This is a genomic window from Candidatus Symbiopectobacterium sp. NZEC135, assembly GCF_025962695.1.
In genome coordinates this window covers 1-1,229 of record NZ_JAGFPF010000552.1, presented here as the reverse complement: position 1 = coordinate 1,229, position 1,229 = coordinate 1, and the positions used below count along the sequence as shown (strand labels likewise).

At 48.4% G+C, this 1,229-nt stretch carries 2 protein-coding genes and 1 pseudogene; all 3 read left to right on the top strand.

Features of this window, described 5'->3' with window-relative positions:
* A pseudogene (locus J5224_RS28715) lies at window positions 1-348 on the top strand (sugar ABC transporter); the annotation flags it as partial.
* 4 nt (window positions 349-352) lie between these two features.
* A complete protein-coding gene (locus J5224_RS28710; protein ID WP_264628497.1) occupies window positions 353-679 on the top strand; it encodes a hypothetical protein in 327 nt (108 codons plus the stop codon).
* A gap of 13 nt (window positions 680-692) precedes the next feature.
* On the top strand, window positions 693-1,229 hold a 537-nt coding region (locus tag J5224_RS28705), incomplete at its 3' end, for an MBL fold metallo-hydrolase (protein WP_264628496.1).

Below are 1,229 nucleotides of genomic sequence, written 5' to 3'. Positions count from 1 at the left end.
ATTCTCAGCAGTGAGGATTACCGTTTAAAAGGAGGCGGTAATTTCTCTCGTTGGCAGGACTGCATTACTGACTGGTATCGTAACCTCTATGAAGGTGAAGGCCTTGCTCCAGCCATCTCTTCCGATGAAATTCTGCTATTGAGCGTAAAGCCAATAGACTTTTTAGAAACAGAACTGGGATATCGGGGTCTGGAAATGCATGCGGTGGGGCTGGATAAATCCCCTGACTATCGCGTTGCATATGTCTTGCCTGTTGAGAAGGCCTCGCTGTTTACAGATATGTCTGGTGTGTCTCTCTACGGGCCTCTGACACCGCAGTTGCAGAGTGCTGAAAAAGGGAAGCCATAACATCATGCCTAATCTGACTTTTTATATTTCTGAAAATCACTCTGACAAGTTTAAAAACCTTGGTGATTTTACCCATAAATGCAGCGCCCTCTGCTGTGACATCCTGGGTGCAGACCCCAAAAACGTTCATATCATTTTTGTCGATGTAAAGCCGGGATGCGGGCAACCGGTTTATGCCGAGCTCTTTTATCGTCTGACCACATTGCGAACCCATGAAGTGATGGAGAACTTTATGCGTGAACTGGATTTTGCCACTCAACAGGCCTCTGGTCTGATGACCCGTATTCGCTGTTTTGGCTCCCTAGCAGAACACCTGTTCGCCCGCAACTGATCCCGAGGTAGTGATGAGCCATCCCCTTTCGTTCCGTCAGATTGGCGATTTTCAGATAACTGCGCTGAGTGACGGTAATATGTCAGCGAGTCTGGATTTGTTGTCAGGCATTGAAAAAGCTGATGCGGACGTTATTCAATGCCGTGCCGGAATCAGTGAGCCCGGTGATATCCATATAAATTGTTACCTTATCCGCGGTCTGGGTCGGATCATTTTGGTTGACGCTGGCACAGGCCCGCTGAACAACATGGCGGGACAACTCAACGCAAACCTTGCCGCAGCGGGTGTCAGCCCTGACGACGTCGATACCGTTTTATTGACGCACTGCCATCCGGATCATATTGGAGGCCTACTGGATTCTGAGAAACAGCCGGTTTTTAACCACGCTGAAATTATTCTTCATCCTCTCGAAGCGCAACACTGGCTGGATGATGAAAAATTCAACATAGCAAATGAGCGCGGACAACGTAATTTTTGGCTGGTCCCCCAAACCTTAGACGCTTATGCCCGGAAGGTGCGTTTTTTTAACGCCGACAAAATAGCAGAAGGC